The 25,620-nt window shown below is 45.9% G+C and carries 19 protein-coding genes; 8 read left to right on the plus strand and 11 right to left on the minus strand.

Annotated features, from left to right (window positions below):
- Window positions 1–11: 11 nt before the first annotated feature.
- A complete protein-coding gene (gene rpsF / locus QVA83_RS14715) occupies window positions 12–413 on the minus strand; it encodes a 30S ribosomal protein S6 (RefSeq protein ID WP_014951120.1) in 402 nt (133 codons plus the stop codon).
- 246 nt (window positions 414–659) lie between these two features.
- On the opposite strand from rpsF, the gene QVA83_RS14720 reads away from it, so the two are divergent.
- The 3 genes from QVA83_RS14720 to QVA83_RS14730 all read left to right on the plus strand — a co-directional run bounded on the left by QVA83_RS14720 (window position 660) and on the right by QVA83_RS14730 (window position 3,304).
- Window positions 660–947 (plus strand): YebG family protein, encoded by a 288-nt coding sequence (locus tag QVA83_RS14720; protein WP_014951121.1) that lies wholly within the window; start codon window positions 660–662, stop codon window positions 945–947.
- A gap of 222 nt (window positions 948–1,169) precedes the next feature.
- Window positions 1,170–1,973: an ABC transporter ATP-binding protein gene (locus QVA83_RS14725; RefSeq protein WP_287498629.1), complete on the plus strand. Its 804-nt coding sequence runs from the start codon at window positions 1,170–1,172 to the stop codon at window positions 1,971–1,973.
- On the plus strand, window positions 1,973–3,304 hold the full coding sequence (locus QVA83_RS14730) for an ABC transporter permease (protein WP_061096104.1): 1,332 nt from the start codon (window positions 1,973–1,975) through the stop codon (window positions 3,302–3,304). Before QVA83_RS14725 ends, QVA83_RS14730 begins: the two co-directional genes overlap by 1 nt.
- A 117-nt stretch (window positions 3,305–3,421) precedes the next feature.
- Here QVA83_RS14730 and QVA83_RS14735 read toward each other — a convergent pair whose 3' ends face one another.
- From QVA83_RS14735 to QVA83_RS14775, 9 genes are all read right to left on the minus strand, one after another.
- A complete protein-coding gene (locus QVA83_RS14735) occupies window positions 3,422–5,005 on the minus strand; it encodes a methyl-accepting chemotaxis protein (protein ID WP_039229218.1) in 1,584 nt (527 codons plus the stop codon).
- A 156-nt stretch (window positions 5,006–5,161) separates the two neighbouring features.
- Entirely contained in the window at window positions 5,162–6,667 is a 1,506-nt protein-coding gene (locus tag QVA83_RS14740) for a sensor histidine kinase (RefSeq protein WP_069945259.1), read from the minus strand.
- 87 nt (window positions 6,668–6,754) lie between these two features.
- Window positions 6,755–7,837: a methyl-accepting chemotaxis protein gene (locus tag QVA83_RS14745; RefSeq protein WP_014951126.1), complete on the minus strand. Its 1,083-nt coding sequence runs from the start codon at window positions 7,835–7,837 to the stop codon at window positions 6,755–6,757.
- Between the two features lie 152 nt (window positions 7,838–7,989).
- Window positions 7,990–8,391, minus strand: a complete 402-nt coding sequence (locus QVA83_RS14750; protein WP_069945128.1) for a hypothetical protein — start codon at window positions 8,389–8,391, stop codon at window positions 7,990–7,992.
- Between the two features lie 44 nt (window positions 8,392–8,435).
- Complete coding sequence (locus QVA83_RS14755) at window positions 8,436–9,815, minus strand: sulfite oxidase (RefSeq protein ID WP_069945129.1); 1,380 nt, start codon at window positions 9,813–9,815, stop codon at window positions 8,436–8,438.
- Window positions 9,815–10,819 (minus strand): YeiH family protein, encoded by a 1,005-nt coding sequence (locus QVA83_RS14760; RefSeq protein WP_069945130.1) that lies wholly within the window; start codon window positions 10,817–10,819, stop codon window positions 9,815–9,817. The genes QVA83_RS14755 and QVA83_RS14760 overlap by 1 nt, the downstream gene beginning before the upstream one ends.
- Window positions 10,820–10,825: 6 nt before the next feature.
- Window positions 10,826–11,833: a TauD/TfdA family dioxygenase gene (locus QVA83_RS14765; RefSeq protein ID WP_081334031.1), complete on the minus strand. Its 1,008-nt coding sequence runs from the start codon at window positions 11,831–11,833 to the stop codon at window positions 10,826–10,828.
- A gap of 9 nt (window positions 11,834–11,842) precedes the next feature.
- On the minus strand, window positions 11,843–12,796 hold the full coding sequence (locus tag QVA83_RS14770) for an aldo/keto reductase (RefSeq protein WP_014977675.1): 954 nt from the start codon (window positions 12,794–12,796) through the stop codon (window positions 11,843–11,845).
- A 354-nt stretch (window positions 12,797–13,150) separates the two neighbouring features.
- A complete protein-coding gene (locus tag QVA83_RS14775; protein WP_069945131.1) occupies window positions 13,151–13,900 on the minus strand; it encodes a GntR family transcriptional regulator in 750 nt (249 codons plus the stop codon).
- Window positions 13,901–13,999: 99 nt separating this feature from the next.
- Between QVA83_RS14775 and QVA83_RS14780 the strand changes: the two genes are divergently transcribed.
- The 4 genes from QVA83_RS14780 to QVA83_RS14795 all read left to right on the plus strand — a co-directional run bounded on the left by QVA83_RS14780 (window position 14,000) and on the right by QVA83_RS14795 (window position 21,395).
- Window positions 14,000–14,752: a TSUP family transporter gene (locus tag QVA83_RS14780; RefSeq protein ID WP_069945132.1), complete on the plus strand. Its 753-nt coding sequence runs from the start codon at window positions 14,000–14,002 to the stop codon at window positions 14,750–14,752.
- Between the two features lie 116 nt (window positions 14,753–14,868).
- The gene (locus tag QVA83_RS14785) at window positions 14,869–16,935 is read left to right on the plus strand and encodes a glycoside hydrolase family 31 protein (RefSeq protein WP_081334032.1); all 2,067 of its coding nucleotides are present in this window, start codon (window positions 14,869–14,871) and stop codon (window positions 16,933–16,935) included.
- A 16-nt stretch (window positions 16,936–16,951) separates the two neighbouring features.
- Complete coding sequence (locus tag QVA83_RS14790) at window positions 16,952–18,679, plus strand: solute:sodium symporter family transporter (RefSeq protein WP_014951135.1); 1,728 nt, start codon at window positions 16,952–16,954, stop codon at window positions 18,677–18,679.
- 307 nt (window positions 18,680–18,986) lie between these two features.
- Window positions 18,987–21,395, plus strand: coding sequence for a TonB-dependent receptor (locus QVA83_RS14795; RefSeq protein ID WP_156078960.1), 2,409 nt, complete (start codon window positions 18,987–18,989; stop codon window positions 21,393–21,395).
- Window positions 21,396–21,517: 122 nt separating this feature from the next.
- Here the strand turns inward: QVA83_RS14795 and QVA83_RS14800 are convergent, their stop codons facing one another.
- Window positions 21,518–22,513 (minus strand): cation diffusion facilitator family transporter, encoded by a 996-nt coding sequence (locus QVA83_RS14800; protein WP_156078961.1) that lies wholly within the window; start codon window positions 22,511–22,513, stop codon window positions 21,518–21,520.
- 394 nt (window positions 22,514–22,907) lie between these two features.
- Between QVA83_RS14800 and QVA83_RS14805 the strand changes: the two genes are divergently transcribed.
- Window positions 22,908–25,589: a glycoside hydrolase family 16 protein gene (locus QVA83_RS14805; protein ID WP_287498630.1), complete on the plus strand. Its 2,682-nt coding sequence runs from the start codon at window positions 22,908–22,910 to the stop codon at window positions 25,587–25,589.
- Window positions 25,590–25,620: the final 31 nt, after the last annotated feature.

A 25,620-nucleotide genomic window follows, 5' to 3' on the forward strand; every position in this document is an offset into this window, starting at 1 on the left:
GGGTGATCTCCTTAAGCGTTGTCTTCAGTGGTTTCAGTTTTCTTTTCCGCGCGATCTTGGCGAGGAGCAGAATCGTCACGACGCTCACGACGAGGCTCTTCTTTCATCATTGGAGAAGGCTCAGTCACAGCAGTCTTAGTGCGCATAACCATGTTACGTAGGATCACGTCGTTGAAACGGAAAGCATTTTCCAATTCATCAACAGCTTCTGCAGACGCTTCAGCATTGATTAGTACGTAGTGGGCTTTGTGCAGCTTTTCAATTGGGTAAGCCAGTTGACGACGGCCCCAATCTTCTAAACGATGAATCTGACCACCGTCTTGCTTTAGGATTGTGGTATAACGCTCGATCATACCAGGTACTTGTTCACTCTGATCAGGGTGAACCATAAATACGATTTCGTAATGACGCATTATAGCTCCTTACGGTTGTAGCCTCGACAGTACAGCCGACTGTATGGAGACAAGGAACGAATTGGGATGGCTGTAAGGGCGCGCATTATACGCAGCAGTTACTAATTGCACAAGCATTAATCACCTTTAGAGCAATCATTTGCCCTTTCCCCAAACACTACGCTCAGACATTTAATCAAAATACTGTTTATTTATACAGTAAAATACTGTACAGTTTTTGTGTCTTTAATAAACAGGGGACCTACCATGGCCATTACCACACAGTATGTTGTTACGCACAAAGGGGTAGAAAAATTGGTAACTACCGACAAAAAAGAAGCCGATCAGTATGACAAAATGCTCGATGCAGCAGATAACCTTGCTGACTACATTCATGCGAAGGGCATCAAGCTAGACGATAGCGTAGTGGAAGAGCTCACCATCATGCTGTCTAAAAACAAAGATAAAATCAGTAAGATTTTCAAAGGCGCTACCGCAGAAAGCGTATTAGAAGATGAAAGCGCAGAAGTGGTAAAGCTACAAGCTAACGGCTGATAATTTAGGCGCGCCTCTCTTTTGCGTCGTTATGATGAGCAATTAATAAGAGCAATTGCCGCTTTAGGCTGATGAGATCTGATAGCATAGCTATACGCAAAAATGTTATTTGATAACATTACCTCAACGCGGCAATGTGTTTTCTCTGGTTTTTAACTGGGTGAACAGACGTGTCGCTTTTGCTAATGTGAACATAAGACGTAAATACAGGTCGGGCTTAGCGTGAATACCATCAATAAAAACAATAGCACTCACTCCCAGCGCAACGCAGTGTCTGAAGGGCACAACGCAGTGAATAAAGAGCGCAACACAGCGATTGAAGTTAGCAATTTACAGTTTTCGTACACCAAAGAAAGTCCCCCCATCATTGACATTAAAGCGTGGCAAGTTTCGCAAGGTGAGCACGTTTTTCTCTCAGGGCCTTCGGGTAGCGGAAAGAGCACATTGCTCAATTTGCTGTGCGGAACATTAACTCCAACTCAGGGCGACATTACCTTATTAGCGCAGCCTTTCTCCGCATTATCGAACCGACAGCGGGACAAGTTTAGAGCGCGCAATATCGGCGTTGTTTTTCAACAATTTAATCTTATTCCCTACCTTTCTGTGGTACAGAACATTAATGCGGCGGTGTATTTTGCAAGTACAAACGTCAGCAAGACAGCATCAGACGCAAAGCTTCGTCATTTACTGGACAAGCTACAGCTGCCTTCTCACGTGCTGCATGCGAAAGCTGACGCATTGAGTATTGGTCAGCAGCAGCGCGTTGCCATTGCCAGAGCACTGATTAACGACCCACAATTATTAATTGTCGATGAACCTACCTCTGCCCTAGATACCGATGCCAGAGATAGTTTTATGTCGCTGCTAAAAGACGTTGCAGGTGAAAGCACCATGATTTTTGTTAGTCACGATAAAGCCATGGAGAGTTATTTCGACCGCCACTGCAGCATGAGTGAATTAAGCCCAAGTACAAACCACATAAAAACGCGAGGCGATGAGGCCCCAAAAGCACAGGAGCGTGCGTAATGCTAAGTACCATTGCTATTGAAAGCTTAAAGCGCAGGAAAACAACGGCAATCCTCACACTTTTAAGCATTACCATCAGCATTAGTTTACTTTTGTGCGTGGACATTATTCGCACCCAAGTTAAAACCAGTTTTACGCGCACCGTTTCTGGTGTAGATCTTATTGTTGGCGCACCAAGTGGACAGCTTAATTTACTCCTGTCATCAGTGTTTAATATAGGCACTCCCACCAAAGGTATTGAATATAAAAGTATTGCGGCGCTTCAATCTAACAAGCAGGTATCGTGGCTTATCCCACTATCTTTGGGTGATACCCACAGAGGTTTTAGAGTAGTAGGTACGACCAACAGCTTTTTCGACCACTTTAAATACGGTGATATGCAATCACTTGAAATGGCAGCAGGCTCGACATTTACGCAGCCACTGTCTACCGTTATTGGCGCAGATATCGCCAAATCATTGGGGTACAAGGTAGGGGATAAGATTATTATTTCCCATGGTCTGGGTAGCGTATCGTTCAACAACCATGACGATCACCCTTTCACTATCTCAGGCATAGTTAAGAAAACCGGTACGCCCGTAGATAAAGCCGTATACGTTACCCTACAGGGACTTGAAGAAGCCCACACAGGACCTAAACATTCGCCCACCTCAATGTTAGGCCGTAAATCTGCTGACAAGGCGAACGAGCATGAGCATGAACATGAGCATGAGCATGAGCATGAGCATGACGAGCATACAAAAGAACATGCAGTTTACAATAGCGAAGCGTTTACGCCTGAGTCAGTATCCGTGGTGATGCTGGGGCTTAAACATCGGGTAACTGCACTGCAGCTTCAGTATCAAATTAATCAAAGTAAAAAAGAGCCGCTAATGGCTATTCTACCGGGCATGGCACTCGCAGAACTTTGGCAAATTATGGGAAATGTTGAATCGCTATTGCTTGGCCTTTCCGGTCTTATCGTCATCTGCGCGTTAATTGGGCTTGCGACTATGCTGCTGGCAACGATGAGAGAGCGTTATCAAGAAATCGCCGTTTTACGAACTATAGGCGCAGGACCGTTTACCTTACTGCTACTCATACAGATTGAAGCGATGCTGCTTACGATTGTGAGTGCCGCACTGAGTTTAGGCTTGGTAGCTGGGCTTATGAGCGCACTAAAACCTTGGTTAAGCAGTACCTATGGGTTGTTTTTAAGCAGCCCACTGTTTGGACAAAGCAGTGTTATTATCATTTTACTGATACTGGGGTGCACATACTTGGTTTCGCTATTCCCCGCTGTGGCGGCCTACAGACGCGGCCTACACGCGGGACTAAACGCGAACTCATAAATACCCATGCCTACAGCGTTGTTTCCGGTTTTATAGGCTTTTATTTAGCCCCACATCTATGCGCCAATAGGCAATAGGTCTTTTAATGGATCGAGCTTAAGCGAGCTGGAGAGAGTATTACTCTCCCACTCGCTTATCTGTACTGAAACGCAATATTAGCTCGTGAACCTGATTAACCGTTGCGCGCAAATCGTGACTTGCTGCAAGCGATGCTTCAGATGAACGCTGGGTTTCAGACGCGCCGTCAGCGACTTCTACTAACTGCTGGTTAATATGCTCTGCCACCGTGCTTTGTTCTTCTACCGCTGAAGACATCTCTACCGTGGCATCAGCGATACCTTTTACTGCATTGTTAATTTCAAACAATGCACCTCGGGTTTCTTCTACTATAGCGCTGCCGTGCTCAGCTGAAGCTAGCCCTTCCGTCGATACCCTAACAGCGCGGTCAGAACGCTCAGCCAATTCATTAATGATGTTGTGGATTTTATCGGTCGATTCGCGAGTTTTCGAAGCTAAAGTACGAACCTCATCGGCAACAACCGCAAAACCTCTTCCTTGTTCGCCAGCCCTTGCAGCTTCGATCGCAGCATTAAGCGCTAACAGGTTAGTTTGCTCAGCGATGGTCGAGATGATATTGGCCGCTTCGCCAATATCGCTGGTTGACTGAGCCAACTCTGTCACTGTGGTAGAGATAGACTCAACCGCCTCGCGTAAGGCGACAATCGCCTGCATGGCTTGTTCTGCTTTTTGGTTGCCTGTCTCTACATTAGATGCCGCTGTCCTTGCGCTCTTTGCGTTACTTTCTACTCGTTCGGCAACTTCTTGAATCGCTTGACTCATTTGCGTTACCGCAGACGCAATTTGCTGTGTAGCTTGATTTTGCTGAACAACCGCGGCACTGGTGCTTTCTGCTTGTTGATGCGTGGTGTTAGCTATCGATTCGAGCCCCGCTGACGCATCTTTAATTCGGGTTAATGCCGTGCGATTTCTGGCAAGTTCACACCCCAGTGCAAGTTTGGCTTGGCTTATGTGAGGGGGGTCTGGGAAGTAGGTTTGTGCCACCGTTTCATTAGCGTAGCTTTCTGGGCTAAGAGAAAGCAGCGCGCCCCAGTCTTTTCTTGTCTTGGTTTCTTGAGCAATCATTAAAACTACAGCTCCAAGCAGCGCAATGCCTGCCGCTGCCCAACCATGGGTAAACGCGAGTACTAAAACAAGTAGGGCGCTTAACAATATTGCTGGCGCCATGTGCATTAGCCCTTGCCCCAGTCGCGACATCGGTGATACCGCAGATTTTCCTTCCTGCATTCTGGCGTAAACACTAGATGCGCGTGCTATTTCGTCATTTAACGCCGGCACTCGAACAGATTCGTAGCCTACTACTGACTTACCTTCATAAACGGGAGTCACAAACGCCGAAACCCAATAGTGATCGCCATTTTTTCTTCTGTTTTTGACTAACCCAATCCAGCTTTGCCCTGATTCCAAAGTACGCCACATTTCTTTGAAGACAGGAGCAGGCATATCTGGATGACGGATAATGTTGTGATTTTTGCCAATGAGCTCTTCGCGACTGAAGCCACTTGCTTCTACAAATGCGCTGTTACAATGCTGGATTACACCGCGCTTATCGGTAGATGAAATAAGACGATGATGTGCGGGAAACTTGTACTCTTTTTGGGTAACTGGCTGATTATTTCTCATTGGGTGCTTTCTCCATGTAGCAAAGCAATCATCCGTTAATCGTAGGAAATGTTGCTTACCTCCTAAGACTAGAACATAAACAAATTCTGTCTAGCAGGAAGAAAAAATTAGAGAAATTCTATATTCTATCAGCTATTTAGGAAAGCAATTTATACTTTAGGCTAGAGGTAACAAAACGGTAACGCGCGTACCCTTTCCTTCTTCGCTAGTGATATTTATCTTTCCGTTGTGCTCTTCAACAATAGTCATGGAAATAGACATTCCCAACCCTGTTCCCTCGCCGGGTGGTTTAGTTGTAAAAAAGGGCGTGAATATTCTATCCAGTGTTTCTTTCGACATACCAATACCCTCGTCTTCTACGATAAGCATGGCGCTTTTGTCATCTTGCTGCACTTTTAGTGTTATGGACTTCCCTTCTGGCGTTGCATAAATAGCATTGGTCACAAAGTTAACCAACACCTGCTGAATCTGTCCTGCATTACCAAGGAAATAGACATCCTTATCGGGTACTTCTACATTAAGTTTGTTTTTGTACCTGTGCAGGTTATTCGTGAGCTTGATCACCGTGTTCATGGCGTCAATGGCACTAATTTGTGTATGCTTTCCTGAACCAGGATACGAAAAACTTCGCAGCGCTTTTACAATTTCAATAATACGTTCAATGCCCTCGTGAGATTCATTGAACATCTCTGTAATTTCGCTCGCACTTTCTTGTAGTGAAAAGCGTTTTTCCAGCGCCTCGAACTGCGACTCTACCTCTCCACCAGCAGTGCGACAAAGCTTGCCTATTTCTTCTAACGCGTGTTGATAATCGCTAAAAATTTCTTTTGCAACCACCGTATTGCTTCGAACATAACCGATAGGGTTATTGATTTCGTGTGCTATACCCGCAGCAAGTTGCCCCAACATCGCCATCTTGTCTGCACTAACCAGCCTTTCTTCTAGAAAGTCTCTGTCTTTTTTAACCGAACTCAGTTCTATTTGCCGACTGGTGAGCTCAGTTTTTTTGTTCTGGTAACGAGACGTAATGTTTAGATAATGTTTGGTGGTATCAAGAACGTGTAGCGTTTCTTCTTCTAAGTGATCGTCTTTGGTAAGCAACACGAGCCAAGCGAATTCGCCGTCTGCCATTTCATGCATAAAGTGAAGTAGCCTTGCTTCTTCTTTTGTATCTGGTCGCTGCACTGCATTAACGCACCAGTGGGAATAGCTCTCGCGCAGTGTCAGAGGGGTTTCGTCTTTGAGAAGTTTGGCGAGCTCGGGAGAGCTATACCATCCGTTTTCGTGAGATAGCACCTGACTATCATCCCCCACCGTTAGCGCTTCACCTTCTACAATAAATGCTTTTCCACAATGGGCACCGCTAAATTCGACCGCCGATTCCAGCGCAGAAAATATAAAACTCTTACCCGGCTGAGCATTTGAAAGCTGTGATGCGGCACGGTTAAGGTACAACAACTCCCTTTCCCGCTGTTTTGAATCTTTTAAGGCTTTTCTTAGCGCTTGATTCGCTAAGTAAGCATCTTGTGAGTAGGTTTCAAGAAAAGACTCTGCGTTTTTACGCGCTATTTTTTGACGTTTAAGCTGTCGTTCTAAAGAGTTAACGCGGGCTTCCAGCTCTAGAATGCGCTCTTGTTCGGTGGAATACGATGTTTCACTCACCAAAAAGCCCTCCGTTTTGGGCGCCGCTATGAATTCGGGCGCCACGCTTTTCAATAGGGCCAGTTGAACCGCAAGGCTCTACGGGCGCTAATTAACTAGCCTATCAAGTAGTGTTAGTACTCTCTCACTGGCTTGTTCCATTTCCATAAGCTTAGCATCTGCCTCAGCATTGTTGCCATTTTGTTTAGCTAGAACGGCAGCGATACCGCTACTATGCACTTTTGCATGCGGCGCTTCAATCTCTCTGAATGCCGTTGTCTGGCCAATCGCTTTGTTAGCATTGTCACTATACCACTGCCCAAGGCGGCAGTTCTTATGATCGCCAAAGTCCGCCACAGATTTATTGCTGTAGCCGCACAGCACTGCATAAACCTCGGCCTTCCACACTACATGATCCAATTTTACTGTTTGAATGAACGTAGCAATTGCGCCTTCGCTAATGGTGGACTTCATACTGTCACAGTGTTGCACCATAACTTCGTAGCTGCCATTTAGCTGATTAATGCCGGTCTCTAGCTGCTCGTTGTTTCCGCGCAGTTCATTGACACCTGAAACCGCTTTGGAAGTAGACTGAATTATACCGTTCACCAACTCAGATACTTCTGTTGCTGATTTGTTGGTTTCTGTCGCCAATGCACGTACTTCATCAGCAACAACACTAAACCCGCGGCCTGCATCGCCTGCTCGCGCAGCTTCGATAGCAGCGTTTAGCGCAAGTAAGTTAGTTTGGTCAGAAATACTCGTAATAGTAGTAACAAATTTATTAATGTTATCTGCTGTTGTTGATAGCCCCGATATACGTTCGCTCATGCTGCCCATTTGGACATTAAGCCCGCTCATGTCGGTAACAATTTTGCTTAATGTAGTCGCAGAATCACTAAACAACTCATTAATATTAGCAACAGACTGGTTCTCAGCATCGATACGTTGATAAGTAGCCAACACCGTTTCACGAATACCTTCTAATTGACGCATTGCATCAACAATGCACTTCATTACAACGGAATCGTTCGACGATGCATGCTGACCGTTTGCAGCCTCAATGGCATTAATGAGTTCACTATTTTCTGCCTCTAAAACGTCAATTTTGTCTAAGGCTTCTTGCACTCTTGCTTCTAGTTTACGTACTTGCGCTTCTTTTTCTTCGTATTTACTGCGAGATACAAACATGTGTGGTTACCGATATGTTTTTTATAGAGTTATTTTGTTCAGATTAACAGATATCCAGACCATTTAACTATTAGTCTGAAGTAGCGTTATGCTATGAGTATCGGCGGAATCTTGAAAAACTGATGAAATAAAACGCTCGGTTGAGACGAGCTTTATTTTTGTGGCAGTAGATGCGGCTCTAGGGGCGGGCGACGGGCGCCTTTTTTAGGACCATACCACAACGTCAGATAGTCTAGGATAGCGGGCTCCGCATCACCTAATGGCCATAGCTTTTGCGTGTCTTGCATCCATCGAATAGTTTCAAGCCATCTCTCTCTGCTCATTGCGTTCTGTGTAATTAGTGAAGGCGAATGGCATGCGCTACAGTGTGCAACCACTAGATTATAGCCGGGCGCTACAGTAAGACCTGACTGGGGGTCAACAGACACAGTCGTGGCGTCAGCGGAATGCATACTTGAGCCGCTATTTTTATCGCTACTTTCATTGATGGCCGCAACCAGTGGTGTGCTAACTAACCCTGCCATAATAGAAACAAAAACGAATAGACGGCGCATGCGAGCGCTCCATATCTCAAACACGTTACTCGGTACCATGTGTTTTACACAACCCGCACAGCAATGCGATGGCAGGCATTGTTTAAGTAGCCTTTTGGATTCCAGCCCGGCAATACCATAGGTTGTGCTTTTCCATTTTCATCTACGGCTTTGGCCCATATTTCGAAATAACCTTGTTGAGGAAAAGCTATTTTTGTAGTGAATTGCTGCCATGCATGTCTATTTACGGGAAGCGTGAGCTCTGCTATTTGCCACGTTTGTCCGAAATCAATAGATGTGTACACTTCAGCCACTTTACCCTCGCCACTCCATGCATGACCGCGCACGCTTAGTTTCTTGGCCAAAGGATGATCAGTGCCCGACTGTGGAAAAGTAATGAGTGACTTAATAGGCATAGCTTCAATGATACACATATCTTCATCGGCTACTTTCGCCCCCGGAGCAACAGGTTTACAAGGGAGTCGGTACGCTTTGCCCAGCATTTTTGCACCGTCATGCACGCGGTCTCTGACCACTATTTTCTTAAGCCACTTGCCAGACGTAGACGCTGGCCAACCACCAAAAACCAGTCGGAGCGGATAGCCATTCATTAAAGGTAGAGGTTCATCATTCATTGCCCATGCAATCAACGACTCATCTTCCATCGCTTTGTTTATCGGCACCCCGCGAGAAATAGCCGCTTTGCCCGGTGTACGGCTTAAATGCTGGTCATCACCATAATAGCCAATGTAAACAGCGCTATCTTTTACGCCCACTGACGTGAGTACATCTTTAAGCCTTACACCTGTCCATTTAGGGCATCCCACAGCTCCGGTAGTCCATTGGTTCCCCGTCGCTGCTGGCGAGAACTCGGCACGTCCATTACCGCCGCATTCCAGCGTTAGTTGGTATGAGTAATGTTTGAATTGAGTTTTGAGCTCTTCCAACGTGAAGGTTTTTGACTGCTCGGCCGACTCCCCTTCAATAGTAAGCGTCCACGTACTCGCGTCTGGCTTTTGCGGGGGAATACCATTATTCCTTACGAAAAATCGAGAGGCAGGCGTAACCGCATCATCAAGTAAGTGCGCTGGCGTTTCAGCGTTAATTGGCCGGTCGTTAAGTATTGTTAGCCCGTCTTTTCCCTCGATAGAAAAAGGCGTGTTCGACTGAGCAAATGCAGCGGGAATAAGTCCTGCTGGCATGAACTGACCGTAAACGACTTCAGCACCAAGTAGCAAAGACAGAGACTTCAGACCTTTGATAAAGCCACGCCGAGTCAGCGCGTTGCTAGTTCGCTGAAAAACCTGTTCGTCGGCCTTTACAGGGTCCTTAGCGTACAGTTCGTGAAGGCCATGTTTTTTCACTGCTACCACCTCGTCATTGAGTGCTTTGTGTATTAAGAGTGCATTAAGAATAATTGTGATAAATCGCGCAAAAAATCCCACTATATTGCGAACAAATAGCCCAATATAAGCAGTGCAATCCACAGCGTTTCTGCCACAATCATTACAATTGGCAGCATACCGACTTCGGCTAACTTACCAAGGTTAGACTTCATACCGATTGCCGTAATTGAAACGACTAAGAAGAAGCGTGATATCTGGGTCCCCGTCTCAATAACTACTTCGGGTAGGGTTACAAAGCTGTTGAGTAACATAAGTACAATAAAGCCAACTAGAAACATCGGCATTTTAGGCACTTGCGCCCCGTCAGCCTGACTTTTGGCTTTGTAAAAGTGTTTAATGGCAATCATCATAATGAGTACCACTGGCATTAGCATGGCTACTCGTACCAGCTTGGTCAGTGTCGCCATGTCGCCTGCACTGTCAGACACCGAGTAACCTGCCCCCACAACTTGCGCCACATCGTGAATAGTGCCGCCTAAGAAAATGCCAGCTTCCGTATCATTCATGCCCAACTGCGCCGCCACAATTGGGTAGAGCACCATGGCGATGGTCGACATAGCGGTTACGCCAATAACCGTCAGCAACGTGTCTCTTTCGTGGTTTTCTCCCTTGGGAAGAATGGTGGAAATGGCGAGAGCCGCAGACGCACCACAAATGGCTACTGAGCCTCCCGTTAATGCACCAAAACGCTTTTGTAACCCGAGTAATTTGGCGAGACCCACTCCGACAATAATTGTTGTGAGTATGGCAGAGGCCAGCATAAGAGCGGTCTGCCACCCAAGTACCGCTAAGTCACCTAGCGCAATGCGTAGACCAAGCAGAACAACTCCAGCGCGAAGAAGAGTACTTGCCGTGAAATCGATACCACACGCACAGGGCGTATCGTTCTGATACAAAAACGATACGGCCATACCCAAAAGTAATGCGAACAACATAGCAGGGGCATTGTAATGCTCACTCAAAAAGAGCGCCGCCATACCGGTAATGGTTGCAATTCCTAGCCCGGGCCAAATATTTTTACATTTTACTGCTATATCGTTCATTTTCTTTTATCGCTCTGAGGCCACAAGCGCAACAAGCACTACGCGCTTTCGCTCGCCAGAATAAGGGCGGCGGCCATGCATTGCACGGTAATTGTCAACAATAGCCACGTCACCATCTTGCCACTCTAAGTCAAAGGTGTAAGTTTCAGACAGTTCTGCAACGCGCTCTAAACCGGCTTTAGGAATTGCACTTCCATCGCCAAAAGTAATTGCCGACGACGGGTTTTCCCTTACGCCTTTCCATCCCATATACGCAGCTATTAGCTGGTTATAGAACACTTCTGAGCCATCACTAAGTTCGATAACCGCAGGTAAGACAGGCGTAATGGCTCTTAGACTACCATCCTCCAACCATTGCCAGGTGTATCCTAACTCTTTTAATTTAGCTTCTGCCTCTTCTAATGACTCAACGCTTAGCGTGCTTTTCCAGCTTCTTCCTTGGCCAGAATTGGCATCATTGGCTGCTGGCATAGTAGTCGTATATTTAAGGCCTTTCTCTTTAAAGTCTCTAGCAAGCGCCGGATTTTCTTCCTTCAATGCTTCAAACAATTTATCGGAGCGGCACAAAGGCGTTGCTCCCCCCTCATCCGCTGCAGTCTTACAAAAGAAAAACAGCTTGCTAGGTGAAATAGGCGTCTGCGCCATTTCATGATGTAGAAAAATTTCTACGTCTTTCGGCGCTTCATTTGCTGTGAACACGCGCTCAGTAAAGTTAATACGCACGGCATTAGACAACGACTCCTGATAGGTAAAGTTAGGATAGCCGAAGCCTGCTGAGAAAACGTCAAAGGTCTCTGCGGAATCAATTGGAAACCCTCGAAAAAGTAGTGCTCCCGACTTTGCAAGTTTTGCTTCAAGCTCTGATTGATTTGCTTTTACAAATGCACCGGTCTCTTCTACCGTTGTACAACCCTCGTTGTTCACGACTATTTCAGGGAACACACCGCCGTTATAATTGTGCTGAGTAGGTACACTTGCGTAGGCTACCGCAGAGCTGTCATTGACGTTTTTCATAGCTAACTCCTAGTCGTAAATAGGGTGGAAACGGTTAAAGGCAGCTTCGCAGAAGTGCCCTGGATCGTTAAATCTGCGATTTACGTTCAATGCAGATATTGCCTGCATTTCACTGTCGCTGAGTGAGAAGTCAAAAAGTGCGAGGTTTTCTTTCATACGCTCAACTTTTGACGTTTTTGGAATGATGGCGTTACCGCGCTGAATTCCCCAACGCAAGACAACCTGCGCGGGCGTTTTACCATGGGCTTCTGCCGCGGCTTTTACTACGCTTTGCTCAAGCACTGATTCCGTCTGATCAGCCATTTCAAGCTCTAGATAAGATAAGGCACCTAGCGGAGAGAAGGCCGTCACCTCCAGTCCATAGTCTTTTGCCAAACGAATTAGTCGCTCTTGCGTAAGGTACGGGTGAGATTCAATTTGCAGCATGGCTGGCTTAATACGCGCATAGCTCATCAGGTCGTTAAGCAAACCGGTGTTGTAATTACACACACCAATTTGTTTTGCTTTTCCGCTATCGGCAAGCGACTCCATTGCCTCCCATGTCTTATGCAAAGGTACAGGCGCGAGTTCCATTTTAGGCTCGGCAGCATCAGGTTCGTAAAACCATTCTGGTGGATAACGGGTCTCGATAGGCACAAATTTCTGCGCTATCGGGAAATGGATCAGGTATAAGTCTACATAATCTAACTGTAAGTCTGACAAGGTTTTTTCTAAAGCAAGACCCACGTGCTCAGGGGCGTGAAAGGTATTCCATAGTTTAGAAGTAACCCAAAGCTCTTCTCTGGTGCATAAGCCTTCATCAATCGCTCGCTTAATGCCTTCACCCACTTCCTTTTCATTGCCGTAATCAGCGGCACAATCTAAGTGTCGATAGCCAGCCTTAATCGCTTGGTACGTGGTTTCCGCACATATGGCAGTATCGACCTTCCAAAAACCAAAACCTACCTCTGGTATCTTATTCATTGTTTCATTCACCTTAGAATTCGTTGCTTTAAGCTAGTACGGACTTTCTCTTAAACGTACTGCAAAGATAAAAAGCCGCGGTTTACTTTTGCAGTATGCTCTTGTATAACTTCAGCTTCAAACTTTAGTCTTGTATAAGACATAAGTTATTACACAGATATACCGATGTCAACAAAGTGTTAACAAACTTAATGAAAAGTTTGGAGTGCAATAAAAAGAAATGTCTAGCGGTGGCATAACAAGGTAAAGCGTTACCTTGTTATGCTAGGTGTTCGAGAGTCGGTAAGAAACAATTTGATAGGAACGGACGTTTAAAACGTTGTGGTTGAACGGTTTGGCGTTGATAGCAAAGGATTAATCAAGTTCAACTTGGTAATGGTAGTGGTCAGTTCTACATTTGCTTTCACGATATTCAATGAGTTTACCGTCAATAGACTCAGTGACGCGGGTAACCATAAGTAACGGCATTCCTTTTTCGATACCTAAGCTTTTTGCATCACTTTTTGAGGCCAAAACCGCTTTAATGCTGTCACGGGTCTTAAATACAGTTTGGTTATAGTCCGTTTGATAAAAATGATACAGAGTATGCGGAATATCTTCTCGCTTCTCGATGTCAGGAAATCGCTTAGACGGTAAATAAATAGTTTCAAGCATACAAAATTCGTTATCGAGAATTCGCCTACGCTTAAGCTTCACTACTTTGTCTTTAGCGGTAATTGATAGTGCAGTTTGGACACCTTCAATTGGCTCGACCAGCTCTTTACTTAACAGTTCAGCTTTGGGTAGGTCAGCACCTTTTCCGTCAGCTTGTAACGGAAAGAAACGAAACAGCGCATCTTGTGCCGTATGCTCAGAAACAAATGTACCGACCCCCTGACGACGGGTTACAATTTTGGTATCTGTCAACAATGTTAGCGCTTTGCGAACGGTTCCTTGGCTAACATTGAATTCGTCAGCAAGCTTAAACTCACTAGGTAGCATCTCGCCTGGTTGCCAACGGCGCTCGACAATAAGCTGCTTAATGTATTCAGCGACTTGTTGATACAGCGGCTGAAAGGCAAGACTTGGACCGCTGAGTTTGTGATCGAATTGAGATGAAGACATGAACCCTAACCTAAACGCTTAATTTTTGTTGTTATATCATACACAAGAGTTATAGCGCACTTTTGATATAAATCACATACATTGCAGGAATTACACGTGATGCTTTTGGAAACACTGCTTCCCATCTTTGCGCTATTAGGGCTTGCGACACTGCTACAGACCTTAAGCGGGTTTGGTTTTGGCCTTATGGTGGTATCAAGCTTTACGTTATTCGGCATCTTGCCGCTTACGGCGACCACCTTTATGGTGAGTTTTCTAAGTCTTTTCAATTCCATCAGCTTAGTAGCGAAAAACACGGAGCAAATAAATAGACGTGCTTTCACTATTATACTGGTTAGCGGTATACCATTTATGGCGGTAGGCTACGCATTGTTGGAATACCTGTCTGTTGGGATGGCAACTTGGCTCAATTTACTGCTTGGCTTGGCTATTCTCAGCTGCTGTGGCCTTTTATTAATAAAAAGAAAGCGGACACAGCCATCTGGTCGCGCATACGGTTTTTCTATCGCTGGCGCTCTAGGTGGATTGCTAGGTGGTCTTTTTTCTACCTTTGGCCCACCTGTGGTATTTCAGTGTTATCGACAAACCTGGCCAATTAATGAAATCAGGATAACGCTGCTGGCCGTATTTAGTGTTACCTCACTTATACGCCTTGCCATAATACCGTTTGGTACTTTGCCCTCAACAGAAGTGTTTCTGTCTGCTGTTTTCGCCATTCCCGTCATTTTAATTTTCACGCGATTAGGACGAATTCTCGCTGCTCGCGTATCCGCTGCCGCTGTTCGACTGTTAGCCTTAACCATGCTTGCATTAAGTGGCGTAACCCTTATTGTCCAAAATATCAGTATATAAGACGGCTTGATAGTGGACGCGGATCTAAATCTTCATAATTTTCTAATTGCAGATTGACACCCAAGTTACATTTCATTAACTTATGTCTTATATAAGACATGAAGGGTAATGTAGAAATGAGTAACGCGTTTTGTGTAAATGAGCCAGAATGGAACGATATTAAAGCCGCTGACATTACTGAGCAGCCCTTTTTGTCGGATGATAAGACACTTATTGTCCCCACCCAATATGGTGAGTTGAGTCTAAGTATTAGTCAGTTTGGTTTACGCATTCAAAGTAACGTAAATGCAGCAGATAATTTTGGTATGCTTACTCAAGCGCCGGAAAGGCTATCGCTAGTACTTTCCGGTGATCAGTCTCACAGCACCCTGGTAGCAGGCGACTATCGATTAGAAGTTTTTGCCGCACCTCTTCATTTCAAGCTATATAAGAATGACGTTTTAGTTCAGCAAAGCGCCACCGACGGCCACTTTGTACGTCAGCATCGCTTGCCGCCATTCGCTAAAACCGACAAAGGTTGGTTAGTAAGTTTAGAGCTTAGCTACGACGAAGCCGTTTATGGTCTTGGAGAGAAATGGGGCAAGCTTGATAAACGCGGCCAGCTAATTCGCTCATACAACCACGACGCTTTAGGCGTAAACGCCGAAAAGTCTTATAAAAACACACCATACGCATGGAGCCCAGAAGGCTGGAATCTTTTTGTACATACCCCCGCTCCCGTTACTCATGGTGTGGGATATGCACTTTGGTCACAGCGAGCTTACGTGTGCTTAGTAGAAGATAACCTACTCGACATGTTCTTGTTCCATCAAGACTCGCCAGCTAAATGCCTTCAAACCTACAGTGAGTTAACAGGCTTCGCACCAACGCCTCCAACATGGAGCTTAGGTGTAATCCTGTCTAAAGCGTATTATAAAGACGCCGACGAGCTACTCGCCGTTGCCCGCGAAGTGCGCGAAAAGAATATGCCTTGCGATGTTATTACCCTTGATGGTCGCGCATGGCAAGACACTGATACCCGCTTTGCTTTTGAGTGGGACCCTAAACGCTACGCCGATCCTCAGCCGGTTATTGATGAACTTAAAGCGTTAGGCTTTAAGATTTGCGTATGGGAATACCCCATGGTTTCAGTGAAAAACCCCCTTTACAAAAAGGCGGCCGAAAAGGGTTGGCTGATAAAGGACAAACGCACTGGCGAAGCGTACCGCTATGCGTGGGACTTAAGCCCATTTGGCGAAGTACTTACGCCTTTGCCAGACTCAGGTATTTTAGACTTTACCCACCCAGACGCTTACGAATTTTGGAAAACCTCGCACAAGCCTTTATTTGACCTTGGCGTGGACATGATAAAAGCCGACTTTGGCGAACAGCTGGAAGACGACAATATGCTGTCGTATAGCGGTGATTCAGGTAATCGTCTACATAACGTTTACAGTATGCTTTACAACCGCTGTGTCTACGAGGCTGCCGACGCTTACTGCAAAACAGGTCCTTTCCTATTTAGCCGTTCGGCTTGGACAGGAAGTCAGCGCTACCCATCACAATGGGGCGGTGACCCGCAAGCCGACTGGCATGGCCTAGCCGCAAGTATTCGTGGCAGTTTGTCCTGGGGTATGTCAGGCGGGCCGTTTTTCGCTACCGATATAGGCGGGTTTTACAAAGACACCCGAGATGCAGAACTTTACGTAAGATGGGCACAAGCGTCAGTGTTTAGTGCCCACATGCGATTGCACGGTATTGGCCCTCGTGAACCCTGGTCCTACGGCGATGCCGCTTCCAATGCAGTATTTGAGGCCCTTAAGCTAAGATATAAGCTTATTCCATACCTAAAGGAAACCGCAGAAAAAGCATCACAAACAGGACTTCCGGTTCAGCGCGCCATGGCGTTAGCCTTCCCTGAACAGCCGCTTTCGCACGGTTTTGAACAACAATTTATGTGCGGTGATGACCTACTTGTTGTGCCTTGCGTGGTGCCCGGCGGAAAAATTAAATACTACTTACCAAAAGGTGAATGGATACGTTTTGGTACCGAAGAAGTCGTGCAGGGTGAGCAATACAGAGAAGAAATACTTGCGCTTAACGATGTGGCGGTGTTCATACAAAAAGGCAGTCGCATTGTAATGGGCCCAGATGTTCAACATACCGATATGGATATGTCGAACACCACACATTGGCCAGCGTAGCGCATAGGAGCAGTTCATGGATATCACCCTTACCCTATTGTCATGCATGGCATTTATGGCACTGGTTGCCGTTATTTCTTACATGAAAACAAAAGGGGAAGTAAACACGCAAGACGGTTACTTCCTTGCAGGAAGAGGGTTGACCGGCACTTTTATTGCTGGGTCCATGATCCTTACCAACCTTTCCGCAGAGCAGCTTATTGGATTAAATGGCTCTGCCTTTGGGTATAACTTAAGCGCTATGGCGTGGGAAGTTACCGCTGGTATCTCTACCATTATTATGGCGCTTATTTTCTTGCCTCGTTACTTAGCAGGCGCTTTCTCCACCCTACCTGAGTTTTTACGCGACCGTTTCGACGATAGCGTTCGCAGAATGACGGTAGTTTTGTTTATGGTGGGGTATTCGTTAGTTACCATTCCATCGGTGCTTTACTCTGGCTCTATTGCCGTGCTTAGGCTTTTTGATGTACCCGGGCTTTTCAACGTAAGCTATGAGGTGGGACTGGTACTTACCATCGTCATAGTCGGTACGATTGGCGCTCTCTATGCCATTTTCGGTGGTTTAAAAGCGGTAGCCGTATCAGACACGATTAATGGAGTTGGCCTTTTAATTGTGGGTTTATTGGTTCCCGTTCTTGGCTTGGTGGCCTTAGGCGACGGCAGCTTTAGCCAAGGTCTATCTACTATTGCTACAACGGAAACTGAAAAGCTCAATGCTATAGGTGGTCCCGACGACCCTGTTCCTTTTGGTACTATTTTCACGGGTATGATTTTAGCCAATTTGTTTTACTGGGGTACTAACCAATACGTAATTCAGCGAACCTTAGGCGCTAAAAATCTGGTTGAAGGCCAAAAAGGGGTGTTGTTCTCTGGCTATTTTAAAGTGCTTGTGCCCTTTATGATGATGTTACCAGGCGTGATTGCTTATCACTTATATCAAGACGAAAACCTTCAAACTATCGACCTTGCCTACCCTCATTTAGTAAAAGATGTACTCCCACAGTATTTGTCGGGTTTCTTTTTAGCAGTATTGCTTGGTGCGGTGTTTAGCTCTTTTAATTCACTGCTTAACAGTGCTGCCACCCTATTTTGCTTAGACGTATACAAACCCTTCAAAAAAGACAAAGTGAGCGACGAAAAGCTTATTCGCGTTGCCAAGATCACCAGTATTGTTATTGCTGTGCTCTCTTTTATCACGGCGCCGCTGCTTATGTTTGCCCCTGAAGGATTGTGGCAAATCATTCGCATATTCACTGGCTTTTACAATATTCCCGTTATCACTATTGTGCTTGTTGGCCTATTTACAAAACGCGTTCCTGCGCTGGCGGCAAAAGTCGCGATTATCTTCCACGTAATTGCCTATGGACTGCTTAAGTTCGTATGGGAAGTCGATATTAACTTTATCCATATCTACGCCATTTTGTTCGCTATTGAATTGGCTATTATGTTGACTATAGGCAGGCTCTACCCAATGACTACTCCATGGCATTTCACTGCAAAGGCTGAAGTCAATATGACGCCATGGCGCTATGCCATTCCCTGCGCCATCGTGCTTGTTGGCCTTATCGCAACGCTTTACCTGATGTTCTCTCCTGTAGGCTTTGTGAATGGACTAAGCAACGCGTTTGTCCCTGCACTAGTCGGCTTGTGGGCAACATGTTTCGTGGCAATTGGTATAAGTCTGAAATGGTGGCGAGTAAAGTATGAGCAAGGCTTGAAGCGCCTTGCTTCTCAGCACGCCTAACTCTCCTTCATCATTTTTGTATAGAAAAAACACAAAAAAATTAACATAACGTTTGCAAACGGCTTAACAATTGTTTAACTTAATCACTCTTATATAAGACATCAGATGCAAGATATCTTTTATATAGAAGACCGTATTTTTACGCTATTGAATTTTGCTATTGAAAGAATAATACGCGTAGCGCTGTACCCTACGCAGCCAGAATAAAAAACGAAACGCCGATTACTTGCTCAAATGCTTTTGTATCCGACTAAAGGTAGCAAGGTGTAAGTGAGGGCGTGATAAGCGAAACACCCTGGAGAACAACATGAATACAAAGAGATCACTCATCAGCAAGGCGGTAACCCTTGCTATGACATCTGGATTGCTACTTCACACCAATGCATTTGCGCAAGAGGCAGATACAGAGCAAGTCGACGCCTCAAAAGATGATAAATCATTTGAACAAATTGTCGTTACATCGCAAAAGCGTGTTCAAAGCATCAGCGATGTGCCCGTTGCTGTATCAGTGTTACGCGGTGACCAGATAGAATCTGCCTTTGCTAACAATGTTGAAAATCTACAAGCGCTTGTGCCTTCTGTGAGCTTCCGCAAAGGGACAACAACTCGAAATTCAGCCTTAACCGTTCGTGGTATTGGAACAATTTCATTTAGTATCGCCGCAGAGCCAAGCGTAGCCACGGTGGTAGATGGCGTTGTATTAGGGCGTTCTGGTCAAGCGTTTGCCGATTTGTACGATGTAGATCGAATTGAGGTATTACGTGGTCCACAGGGTACTTTATTTGGCAAGAACGCCTCTGCTGGTGTGGTAAACATCACCACAAAAGATCCTTCTCAGGAGCTCACAGGCAGTCTTTCTACTGAGTTTTATCAAGATAACGAATACCGTTTAAAAGGCACAGTAAGTGGTGGCTTAACCGACGACCTTTCAGCCAGCTTAACCGTCTTCCAAGGTAAATTCGACGGCTATATCGACAACGTTTACAACAATGAAAAAGTAAACGGCTATGACCGTGAAGGTGCCCGTGCAGTTGTGGTTTACGAGCCAACCAATGATTTAAAAGTAAAGTTCATTAGCGAAATTTACAGCGCGGATGACGACTGTTGTGCTGATTTAGAAGGCGTATCTAGCGGTCGAAATCCCGACTCAAAGGCAGCGCCCAACAGTGAGACCATTGCCGACGGTATCGATTTAGAGCAGCGTCAAATTGATCATGACTTCGAATCTCGCACTATTGACGACCACTCGGCCTTCTCCGTACAAGTGGACAAAACCATTGGTGACTACACCTTCACGTCGATCACTGCCCAGCGCTCGTGGGAAAATACAGAATTCCGCGAAGGTGATTTTACGTCTATTGCTGGCGACAGCGACCAGCCAGTATTTGGAGTGCCGTTTCAGCTGCATGACGTAGGTGAGCAAGAATGGAGTCAGTTTTCTCAAGAATTCCGTGTTGCATCAAACCTAGCTGGCCCATTCAACTTCTTAGCCGGTATGTTCTACTGGAACATGGATTCAGAGCGTAACTTCACTCGTGATGCAAGTTGCCAAAACAATAACCTTCAACTTGACCAAGCACTGACATTCTATGCGCAGAATAACCTGTCTGGAGACGCGCTGACAGACGCACTTTCTGACCTAGACGCTTACGCTAATTCACTAGGTGTGACATGTAATGCCAACGACATTGTGTCTGCCACGGCATTCATGAGCACTGAGTTTAATAACTGGGCCGTTTACGGAGATGGCACCTACGACTTAAGCGATGACTTACGCCTTATTTTCGGTCTTCGCTATACCGATGATGAAGTGTCTTACACTCACCGTCGTATAAGTAACGACGAATATGGACGCCGCGGTGTGGGCGTTCGCCCTGCGACCGAGAACACCGATGCAGAAGGTGTGGTAGATGAAACCAATTTGTCTGGCCGCCTTGGTGTTCAATACGATCTCGACCAAAATCAAATGGTTTATGCAACCTATTCTCAAGGCTACAAAGGCCCTGGTTTCAATGTTTACTATAACTTCAACCCAGAGAATGACGGACGCCCTATTGGCGCGGAAGAATCTGACGCTTACGAAATTGGCTATAAGTACGCAAGTCGCGATCTACTTTTAAATATCGCGCTATTTAGCACTGACATTGAAGGCTTCCAAGCAAACAACTTTGATTGTTCTGACGGCGCATGTATCACGCGCCTTACCAATGCTGGTGATGTGACGACCCAAGGCGTTGAAGTAGACTTTATGTGGAACGCAACCGACAACCTAACGCTAATCGGTGGCGCTGCGTACACCAAGGCTGAGATCGATAGATTTAATTGTCCTGAAGAGGCAGAGTGTACCGACCGTTCGGGATTGGATGTTCCATTCTCACCTGACATGAAATACTCACTGTCAGCGGAGTACTTCATGGAAACAGAGCATGGTTTTGACGTTTACTACAACGCGTCTTACATCTATACCGATGAACAGTACTCTGACTTGCCAGGCAACACGGGTGAATTCAATCCTCACTCATTGTTACCTGACTACAGCATGCTTAACGCAAGCGTTAGCTTCTCATTCAAAGACGATGCCTTCCGCGTATCTTTGATTGCGAAGAACTTGCTTGATGAAAGCTACGCGACCACATATAGCGGCGACAACTTCCGCTATCAAATACCGCGCGATGCAGATCGCTATTACGGCGTAGCATTTAAAGTAAGGTTTTAATCTCGTTATAAATTAAAAAACGTGTGTGTTGAAAGGGGCGTGTGAACGCCCCTCTTTTTTGCACAACTACAGACTGTTAGTCCCTGAAAATCAAAACAAACGCCTTTGACCAAATAATAGTATTAATTTATCTCTTCGTGCTGGTGTTCATGAGAGTGGGCGTGTAAATGGTCATTATCATCACGACATGGCTCACCCGGCAACTCAAACTCTATCGTGGTATGAGCAAGTTCAAAGGGGGCTAAACGCTCGTGAACTTCCTTTTTGAGTGCTCTCAGTTTGTCATTGTCTATTGCACAGTTTATTACCACGTGTGCAGTAAGCACGTGCTGCTCTCCGTCAAGCGACCAAAAATGTACATGGTGAATTTCTTCAACGTGCTCGATTTTCAAAAGCGTGTTGCTAATAGCACTCCTTGTAGCCAAGTCAGGTACGCCCTGTAGAAACAAAGACATGGTCTGCACAACATACCGAACAACATTGACCAAAATAAATAGCGTAAAACCAATAGATAAAATTGGGTCGAGTATAGGCCATTCAACAAAATGGAGCACAATGGCTACTACCAGTACCGCTACCCACCCCATCGTGTCTTCAATTAAGTGCCAGTTAAGCACCTTTTCATTCATCGAATGACCGCCGTGGAGTTTATAAGCTGCAAATCCATTCACGACAATACCTAGGATCGCTAATCCAATCATACCCTCTGTAATGGGCATTTCGGGGTTAGATAAACGAGGGATGGCCTCAGACAACACCCAAATTGAGCCAATCACCAAGATAACGCCGTTGATCATAGCTCCCATAAGGCTTAGCCGTTTGAAGCCATACGTATACTTTTCGGTAGATGCTTTATTCCCGAGCTTATTTAAATACCACGCCAGACCTATGGATAGAGAGTCTCCTAAATCATGAACAGCATCTGCCATTATGGCGACACTGTTAGTAAGCCAACCCCCGATGAATTCAATAATAGTAAAGATGAAATTTAGCCAGAACGCCCATCCAATGCGTGTGGAATCTGTGCCTAGCGCTTCAGCATGCGCACCGTGGTGATGGCCGTGATGCTGACCTTTATGATGATTGGAGGCGGTAGTGCTGTGATTGTGGTGATGCATAATAACAACTCACATGAGATCGTATATTGAGCTTAACGTGATGTGTACCTAGGTGCGAACAAAATATCGAGCACAGGTCATTAACAAGTCCCTGAGATAATTTGTAAATAGTGAGTGAAACAAGCACCTTTAAATTTTAACCCACACTCTAATACAACCTTATCTTATTGTTTTACTTGAAAATAAACGAAAAACAACAAAAATAAGACCGACAGCCAAATGTTAATTTTTTGAGAACAGTATTGATCTTTATGTGTCAGTCGCTTAATGTAATGTAAGCGCTTTCAAACAGCCATTTTTATTTGACCTAAATTGTAAGCGCTTACAAAAAGCTTTTTACGTGGCATTTGCCACTACATAAAAACCCAATTTCTTTAGATCAGGGCTGAAAACAATGACGAAAAAAGCATCTCAACTTTCGCGGATAGCTGCCGCGATCTCAGTCGCAACCCTATTTGGCTGTGGAGGCGGAGCAACCACATCTACAGACATCGACGTTGTTGATCCTGCGGCACCCGTTTCTGACTGGGAGCTGGTATGGAGCGACGAGTTCGATGGGAACAGTATTGACGATGACAACTGGACTCATGAAGTAAACTGCGACGGTGGCGGCAATAATGAATCTCAGTGTTATACCGACAGCGAAGACAATTCATTTGTGTCTGACGGTAGCCTAAAAATTGTTGCTCTACCCGCGGAAGAAGGAGCGCAAAAGCTTTATACGTCAGCCCGTCTAAACACGCGCTACAAAGCAGACTTTAAATACGGCCGTATTGAAATGCGTGCTAAATTACCCTCGGGCCAAGGCAGTTGGCCGGCGTTTTGGATGATGCCTACTGATGAGGTTTACGGTGGCTGGCCTCGTTCTGGCGAAATTGACATCATGGAAGCCGTAAACCTTAAGGCACTAGATGCCGATGGCAATCCTGAAAGCCATATTCACGGCACCCTTCACTATGGTCAAGAATGGCCAAATAACGATAGCTCAGGCAAAGCCTACTCGCTTCCTGATGGAGCGAATCCAGCAGACGACTTTCACACCTACGCCGTTGAATGGCAAGAAGGCGAAATTCGCTGGTACATGGACGATTACCTTTACGCTACGCAGCGTCGTTCAGAAGTTCGTTATAACGCAAACGGTGACGCAACTGGACTTTCTCACCGCGGCTGGTATGCGGAATACTTTGAGCAAGGCACAGGTGAGCTAACCACTCACTGGGACAACGCGCCATTCGATCAAGAATTCTACATTATCCTTAACTTTGCAGTAGGTGGCGACTGGCCAGCTAACGTAAACGAAACAGGTATTGATGCTGAAGCGTTTGCCGAAGGTCAGACTTACGAGGTCGATTATGTTCGAGTGTACGAATGTGCATCGAACCCAGACACCGGCAAGGGCTGTGAAACTGTTCGCCCAGGTTACAACTCACTAGACGATGCATTAGTGGAAGGCGAGGCGCCTATCCCTTCACCACCGTCAACCGGTGTTGCACAAAACCTTACTATTTTCGACGGAACACCTAATCCAAACTGGCCTGCGTGGGACTGCTGTGGTGGGTCAACACCAGCACTCGTAGAAGATGCCGAGCAAGGACAGGTTTTCGAATTTGCTATTAATGAAACACCTACGGTAATGGGCTTTATCAGTCGAGCTCAATTCATTACCGATCCAGAAGGTGAAGCGTCTCCGTTTGATGCGTCTCCAATGGAAGAAACTGGCAGTGTTAAATTCGATCTAAAAGTTACATCGCTGCCTGCAAATGCGACAACTAATTGGCTATTTAAGATTGAAAGTTCTGAAGGTTCAAATGCCGCAGAACTTCCACTGATGGACGGCTATGTAGGACCCGCAGACACCGCTGGTGCTGCGCCTGAACAGGGTGTGTGGGAGTCTTACGAATTTCCACTTAGCGCGCTTGCAGCAGCAGGCTTAGATACAAGTGCTATCGATGTCATCATGGTTTTCCCTGCGTGGGATACCGGCAATGGCGCGGTTTATCGCATGGCTAACGTAGAAATTTCGCAAGAAGGCGGAGCTAGCTACCCAGAATTAGTCATCTTCGAAGATGGGCAAAACCCTAACTGGCCTATGTGGGACTGCTGTGGCGGCTCTACCCCTACTGAAGAAATGGACAACGAAGAACACGGTCTAACTGCAGAATTTCGAATTGGCGCAGAACCGACTGTAATGGGCTTTATCACGCGCCCTGAATCTGGCGGCGGTGACACCCCGTTCGATGCTACAGCACTTACCGACGGTGGCTTATTGCAGTTTGATATGCGCGTAGTGAGTGCGCCTAGTAACGCCGAAGCATCTTGGATATTCAAAATCGAGTCTAATGGCGCATCTACTGCTGTTGAATTGCCACTTTCTGATAGCGTTGAGGGTCAGGAGCCTGTGGAAGGTGAATGGCAAACCTACACATTTACTATTTCAGAATTGCAGGCACGTGGTTTGGACGTAAGTGCTATCGACGTCATTATGGTTTTCCCAGCTTGGGGCACAGGTGAAGGCGCGGTTTATCGCTTAGACAATGTGAAATTTTACCACCCTGATAGCGGCGAAGATGCGTCAGGTGCGGGCATCACGCTCTTTGCTGATACAGCAGCTGAACAATGGTCAATCTGGGATTGTTGTGGTGGCTCAACGCCAACTGAAGAAGTAGACGACGCGGAACACGGCACAGTAGCAGAATTTCGCATTGGCGCAACACCAACGGTGATGGGTTTCTTAGCTGATGAAACCGTATCATTCGATGCTTCATCACTACTTTCAAATGGCGCGATTAAGTTTGAAATGAAAGTAAGCTCAATGCCTAACGACGCCTCTGCACCTTGGTTGTTCAAAGTAGAGTCCATTAATGTCTCTTCTGCTGTTGAACTTCCAATGTCGGCCAGCTTGGAAGGTGCTGATCCGGTTGAAGGTGAATGGCAAACATACACTTTCCCACTACAAACCCTATATGACGCAGGCTTAGATATCAGCGCTATCAACGTCATCATGATGTTCCCAGCATGGGGGCAAGGCGAAGGTGCAGTTTATCGCATCGACAATGTAGAAATAGCAGCACAGTAACAAAGCAAATGCCGCTTTAGCCTTTAAAGCG

Origin of the sequence: Alteromonas sp. AO-Serp (assembly GCF_017849675.1) — a bacterium.
Classification (GTDB): domain Bacteria; phylum Pseudomonadota; class Gammaproteobacteria; order Enterobacterales; family Alteromonadaceae; genus Alteromonas; species Alteromonas macleodii.

Coding starts and splice junctions, on each gene's coding strand:
- QVA83_RS14730 (WP_061096104.1), top strand. CDS start 1,973: ATGCTAAGTACCATTGCTATTGAAAGCTTAAAGCGCAGGAAAACAACG.
- QVA83_RS14765 (WP_081334031.1), bottom strand. CDS start 11,833: ATGAAAAACGTCAATGACAGCTCTGCGGTAGCCTACGCAAGTGTACCT.
- QVA83_RS14795 (WP_156078960.1), top strand. CDS start 18,987: ATGAATACAAAGAGATCACTCATCAGCAAGGCGGTAACCCTTGCTATG.
- rpsF (WP_014951120.1), bottom strand. CDS start 413: ATGCGTCATTACGAAATCGTATTTATGGTTCACCCTGATCAGAGTGAA.
- QVA83_RS14780 (WP_069945132.1), top strand. CDS start 14,000: ATGCTTTTGGAAACACTGCTTCCCATCTTTGCGCTATTAGGGCTTGCG.
- QVA83_RS14790 (WP_014951135.1), top strand. CDS start 16,952: ATGGATATCACCCTTACCCTATTGTCATGCATGGCATTTATGGCACTG.
- QVA83_RS14770 (WP_014977675.1), bottom strand. CDS start 12,796: ATGAATAAGATACCAGAGGTAGGTTTTGGTTTTTGGAAGGTCGATACT.
- QVA83_RS14735 (WP_039229218.1), bottom strand. CDS start 5,005: ATGAGAAATAATCAGCCAGTTACCCAAAAAGAGTACAAGTTTCCCGCA.
- QVA83_RS14760 (WP_069945130.1), bottom strand. CDS start 10,819: ATGAACGATATAGCAGTAAAATGTAAAAATATTTGGCCCGGGCTAGGA.
- QVA83_RS14805 (WP_287498630.1), top strand. CDS start 22,908: ATGACGAAAAAAGCATCTCAACTTTCGCGGATAGCTGCCGCGATCTCA.
- QVA83_RS14800 (WP_156078961.1), bottom strand. CDS start 22,513: ATGCATCACCACAATCACAGCACTACCGCCTCCAATCATCATAAAGGT.
- QVA83_RS14720 (WP_014951121.1), top strand. CDS start 660: ATGGCCATTACCACACAGTATGTTGTTACGCACAAAGGGGTAGAAAAA.
- QVA83_RS14750 (WP_069945128.1), bottom strand. CDS start 8,391: ATGCGCCGTCTATTCGTTTTTGTTTCTATTATGGCAGGGTTAGTTAGC.
- QVA83_RS14785 (WP_081334032.1), top strand. CDS start 14,869: ATGAGTAACGCGTTTTGTGTAAATGAGCCAGAATGGAACGATATTAAA.
- QVA83_RS14775 (WP_069945131.1), bottom strand. CDS start 13,900: ATGTCTTCATCTCAATTCGATCACAAACTCAGCGGTCCAAGTCTTGCC.
- QVA83_RS14745 (WP_014951126.1), bottom strand. CDS start 7,837: ATGTTTGTATCTCGCAGTAAATACGAAGAAAAAGAAGCGCAAGTACGT.